The 5,156-nt window shown below is 37.5% G+C and carries 4 protein-coding genes; 1 reads left to right on the forward strand and 3 read right to left on the reverse strand.

The annotated features are described in order from the left end of the window. Positions 1 to 295 precede the first annotated feature (295 nt). The 3 genes from G322_RS0117395 to G322_RS0117405 form a co-directional block, all read right to left on the reverse strand. Positions 296 to 3,148 carry an HD domain-containing phosphohydrolase gene (locus G322_RS0117395; protein ID WP_022942976.1) on the reverse strand — a complete coding sequence of 951 codons (2,853 nt, stop codon included), beginning with the start codon at positions 3,146 to 3,148 and terminating at the stop codon, positions 296 to 298. 116 nt (positions 3,149 to 3,264) lie between these two features. Next, entirely contained in the window at positions 3,265 to 3,903 is a 639-nt protein-coding gene (gene crp / locus G322_RS0117400; RefSeq protein ID WP_022942977.1) for a cAMP-activated global transcriptional regulator CRP, read from the reverse strand. 270 nt (positions 3,904 to 4,173) lie between these two features. After that, positions 4,174 to 4,404 carry a YheU family protein gene (locus G322_RS0117405; RefSeq protein WP_022942978.1) on the reverse strand — a complete coding sequence of 77 codons (231 nt, stop codon included), beginning with the start codon at positions 4,402 to 4,404 and terminating at the stop codon, positions 4,174 to 4,176. A gap of 310 nt (positions 4,405 to 4,714) precedes the next feature. Here G322_RS0117405 and G322_RS0117410 point away from each other — a divergent pair, with 310 nt between their 5' ends. Continuing rightward, positions 4,715 to 5,023, forward strand: a complete 309-nt coding sequence (locus G322_RS0117410; RefSeq protein WP_022942979.1) for a c-type cytochrome — start codon at positions 4,715 to 4,717, stop codon at positions 5,021 to 5,023. The last annotated feature ends 133 nt before the right edge of the window (positions 5,024 to 5,156 follow it).

Raw genomic sequence — 5,156 nt, forward strand, 5'->3', positions numbered from 1 at the left:
GCTTAATTCAAGGCGTAAGTTGACGTAAATGGTTGTTCCCTTTGCGAAAGTTACAACGCGGAAGTGAGTTGTTTTAACCAGTAAAATAGATCAGCTATTTACTGTTATTGGTATTATACCAATCCGCCTAAGTAACTGATCGTTTTTACTGGTTTAAATGACTAATATCTGCGTTGCATTCAATCGCAATAGCCGGCTATTACTCAATCATGCGCCTTGACCTTAGTCATTTACCCTGCGTAAAACCTGATCATTATATTAAGCGGAATGGTATTAGTTCTTTTTTAGTCAATATTTAAAGATACTGGTTAATATCAACCTCATCTATCTGATCTTCTAAAAGGTAAGTTTTTGCGTATTGCAGATAAACACCTGAGCTTAAAAAGAGTTTAAACAGTTCTGGATCAATGTGCTCATCTTTGACCATAAAACTCATGATTTTGATCGCTTGGCTTAATGTTTTACGCTCTTTATAGGGCCTATCCGATGCTGTCAATGCTTCAAAAATATCTGCAACCACCATTATTCTGGCAGTAGTCGGTAACTCAGCCGCGTTAATTTTACGTGGATAACCCGTACCATTCATTTTTTCATGATGCCCGCCAGCAATAATTGGAATATTTTGCAGATGATCAGGGAAGGGTAATTTAGATAACATTACGATGGTGTGTACCATATGACCATTAATAATAAAGCGATCTTCAGCGGTGAGTGTGCCTCGTTTAACAGATAGGTTGTAAAGTTCTCCGCGGTTGAAACGGTACTCTGGTGTCTGCATATCAAAGCCCCATTCATTACCTGTTTCGGTTAATTCTTTATGCTCTCTCTCAATAAGATGTTCTGCTTTATCGGCGAGTAAAGGCTCTTGAGTTGGTAATGTTGATGCTGCTATTTTATTTGCTTGATGTGGCGCAATGCCTATTTTGTTATCCAGGGTTCTGCTCCATGTGCGCTTAGCGATCACTTTTAACTTATTGATTTTATCATCAGACATAAACTCACCACCGATATTGCACTCAGCAACAAATTCAAACTCTTGATCCAGCTGCTCAAGTAACTGATCACGTTGTAAAGTAAGCTGTTGTTTATCACCCTCTTGTGCAATACCTTGCCAGTAATTTTTTTCAGCTTCACTTTTTAGCAGTTCAAAACGCATGCGCACTTCATTGAGGCGATCATAAATAGTTTCCAGCTTCGTGGCTTTATCAACTACATATTCAGGGGTGACAATTTTACCGCAATCATGTAACCATGCCGCGATATGTAACTCTTCCCATTGATCATCTGTTAAATCAAAATCTTTATAATTGCCCTGCTTATCATCGCAGGCGGCTTGACTTAACATTTTAGTGAGTTCAGGTACGCGAGCACAATGCCCGCCTGTGTAAGGCGATTTACTATCAATCGCGCCAGCGATAAGCAGGATAAAGCTTTCTAATAGATGCTTTTGATCTGCGAGCAGTTGTTGGCTTTGTATGGAGAGGGCTGAGAAACTGGCGATTGCTTGCGCATATTGTAGCTTCCCTTTTGCAAGCGGGCTTTGTTGTGATTCTAAAACAGCGATTAAGCCTAAATTTTCACCGGAGCGGTTTTTCATGGCGACCAATTGCCAATTTAGATTTTCAGTTAATTTTTGACTAAGAATTGCATTAATATCACTTGGAATTGCGTGGCTACTGCTATTGTGTAGCTCATCACAACTGAGTTTTAATGCTAAAAGTTGTTGGCTTAACTGTTGGTTTTCTGAACTGTTTAGCCCTTTTAAATCACAGTATTTTATTTCACAATGATCTTTTTGATTTAGAATAATCAGAGTACCTCGGCTATTTGGAATGTTATTGCACTCTTGGCTAATCTTTTTAAGCAGTTGCTGGCTATTTTGTTTACTTACTAGTGAAGCGGAGAGATCTTGGAAGTGGGAGATAGTTTCCTTCATCGCATTGGTTGCCGTGATCAACTCAGCAATCTCTTTAATGGGGGTCTGTGTATTTATTGGCTTTTGAAAATCAAAATTTTTGATTTTTTGTAATTCTTTGGTCAAGCCACTAATTGGTGCCGTTAATAAGCGCGCAAAATACCAAGCCAAAGGCAGTGTGGCTAAAATTATTAGCAAGGTGATAAGCATACTTTTATAACGTAATTTGTAAGCCTCTGATAATAATTCTTTTGTTTTTACGATTTGTAATAAAAGTAGATTGTTCTTTGTTGATAAAGGTGAAACTTTTCCTAACCAATCTTCCCCATTAAAAGAAAATAAGAGACTGCCTTTTTGGTTTTGATAATGGTTAAAAGCATACTCTAATGCAGGTTGCTTAAGTTCGGAGATAGATTTGAATTTATCAAACTTTCCCTGTTCAGATAATAACATTTCGGTGTTTTGATAAGCAATAACCCAACCACGTTTATCGACCACAATACGTTGGCTACTTGGGTAGGCACGAAACTCTTTTAGCAGCTGTGATAACGTGCCTAAGGTGTAATCTGCACCAACAACGGAGCCACTGTTTTTATCCTTCAGTGCAAGGGTTACGCCAAATTCTTGGCTCGCATGAAATAGGTAAGCTTTGGTGGTTATAAAACCATCACTTTTTTGCGCCTGTTGATACCACGGTCGATCCTCCATCTGCAGGTTATAGACTGCATCATCGACTGTTTTGAGCAATTGATTGTTAATGTCATAAAAACGGTGCTCTGTGTCGCCTGAGTGGCGAAGCGTCATCATAAAATAGCTGTTTTGTGGGGCACTGTATTTTTCTAATATACTTTTGGAGGTCACTTTTTTGTAAAGAAAAAAATCATTGTTTTTATAAGCAATAAAGAGAGCCGATAAGCTGGGTGTCCCTTTTAGCATCGCTGATAATACTGGAAGTTGATTTACTTTATTCTGCTTGTTGTTAATGTGGGTTAGGTTGAAAGCACTCAGCATTTTTAGCATGGTGCGAATCTGTTTACTCTCGTTCTTTACCTTTTTGATCACCTCTTTGCTGGAGTTATTAAACAGTACCTTTCCTGAGTGGATCATGCTTTGACTGAGTTGTGAGTAACTGTACCAACCAAGGGAGACACCTGCAATAATAATTAAAACGGCAAACAGTGTCGTAATATGAAATTGTAAACTGAATCTTTTTTGACTGGCTAAGTAAGACATCGTATTTCCATAAAAAAATATATTTGTGTTATCTATTTTAAGTCAAAATTAATATTTCACCCATAAAAAAACCGCAACAAGTGCGGTTTTTAATCAATCGATTTAATTGTTGTGATTTAGCGCGTACCAAATACCACAATTGTTTTGCCGTGTGCAGAGATAAGACCCTGCTCTTCAAGCATTTTAAGGATACGACCTACGGTTTCACGAGAACAACCGACAATTTGGCCAATCTCTTGGCGAGTGATTTTAATTTGCATGCCATCTGGGTGTGTCATTGCATCAGGTTGCTTCGCAAGATCAAGCAGAGTATTTGCGATACGACCTGTTACATCTAAGAATGCTAGGTTACCTACTTTTTGGCTAGTGATTTGTAGACGATTTGCCATCTGATCAGAAAGACGCATTAAAATTTCAGGATTAACAGTGATTAACTGTTGGAATTTTTTGTATGAAATTTCTGCCACTTCACAAGGTGATTTTGCTTTTACAGATGCACTACGAACAGGTTCATCTGCTTTGTCAAATAGACCTAACTCACCTAAAAAATCGCCTTGATTTAGGTAAGATAAAATCATCTCTTTACCCTCTTCATCTTTAATCACAACAGCAACAGAACCTTTTACGATGAAGTATAAAGTATCTGCTTTTTCACCTGCATGGATAAGCATGCTTTTTGCAGGGTACTTGTGGGTATGACAATGTGATAAAAACCATTCTATTGTAGGATCTGTTTGTGGTTTAGTGATGATCATGGTACTTCCTTAATCTGTATTGAATAGCTAAAAGGCTATCTCTCGTTGTTATTCTTTCAACAGGAGTAAAATGACGATTTGGTCATTAACAAGTTCAGTGATTGTATCTCTTTTTACGTGTTGCGGATAACATTAATGGCACTATGTTTGTTAAGAAGTTAGACCTTTGTCAAAAAGCAATAACATTTACTGGCTAAAATGATTATTTTAATCTAAATCTATTATGTTTTTATGAACTTCGCCTCAATGGATTGGGTGAATAACCAACAGCTATTGTGATGATTGTTCATTAAATTGCTGTTTATGGATTAGTGTGACACTTTCTGACAGTTCAGAATAAAGAATAAGCACTTCACCATTTTCTATCTGTTGTAAAACTTTTTGGCTTTTATGGGCAAGTGAAATTTCCTCAATGCCGTAATCTGTTCCTTCACGTAAAATAAAAGATTCAATTAAGTTGGTAAGTGTTCCACTATCAAGTGATTGGTATGGGATAAGCATGGTATTTAGGCTTTTCTAGTAGAGAAAAAAGATGAGTTTATTAGATGAGCGTAAAAAAAACAATGTGCTGGCTTATTGTTAATCCTCACACTAATTTTATTTTTTACTGTTTCTTCATTATGAAGCGGTTACAATAAAATTTGATTTATCTCTAATATCATTCCGCTTAATAAAGTGGTCATAATTTGCGCAGAAAAAATAGTTAAGAGCAAGGCGTACGATTGAGTGCAACGAAGATATTAACTTTTTTAACCAGTAAAAATGGCCAAATACTTAGGCTGATTGGTATCAGCTAACCCAAGGACGTTCCATGAAAAAATTATTAATTGTATCATTAATTATTGCACTACCCAGTTTTGCTTTTGCCGCGGGCGATGCTGCTGCTGGTAAAGCAAAATCAGCTGTTTGTGCTGCTTGTCATGGTGCTGATGGTATTTCAGCTGCCCCTATCTACCCGAACTTAAAAGGGCAAAAAGAGGCTTATTTGTTAGGCTCTCTGAAAGCTTATAAAGCAGGGCAACGCAAAGGTGGCATGTCTGCGATTATGGCACCACAAGCGATGGCATTGTCAGATGCTGATATGGCGAACTTAGCCGCGTATTATGCTTCATTAAAATAGTGCCATCCGTTAAAAACAAAAAAGACCTCAATTGAGGTCTTTGTTATTTCTAGCTTTTAGTTTTTAGCTATTTATAGATCGTCAGCGTTTGCTGCTAGGTATTTTGCAACACCTTCAGGAGATGCTCCATTGC

The organism is Psychromonas hadalis ATCC BAA-638, from assembly GCF_000420245.1.
GTDB classification, from domain to species: domain Bacteria; phylum Pseudomonadota; class Gammaproteobacteria; order Enterobacterales; family Psychromonadaceae; genus Psychromonas; species Psychromonas hadalis.

Coding starts and splice junctions, on each gene's coding strand:
- G322_RS0117405 (WP_022942978.1), bottom strand. CDS start 4,404: ATGCTTATCCCATACCAATCACTTGATAGTGGAACACTTACCAACTTA.
- G322_RS0117410 (WP_022942979.1), top strand. CDS start 4,715: ATGAAAAAATTATTAATTGTATCATTAATTATTGCACTACCCAGTTTT.
- G322_RS0117395 (WP_022942976.1), bottom strand. CDS start 3,148: ATGTCTTACTTAGCCAGTCAAAAAAGATTCAGTTTACAATTTCATATT.
- crp (WP_022942977.1), bottom strand. CDS start 3,903: ATGATCATCACTAAACCACAAACAGATCCTACAATAGAATGGTTTTTA.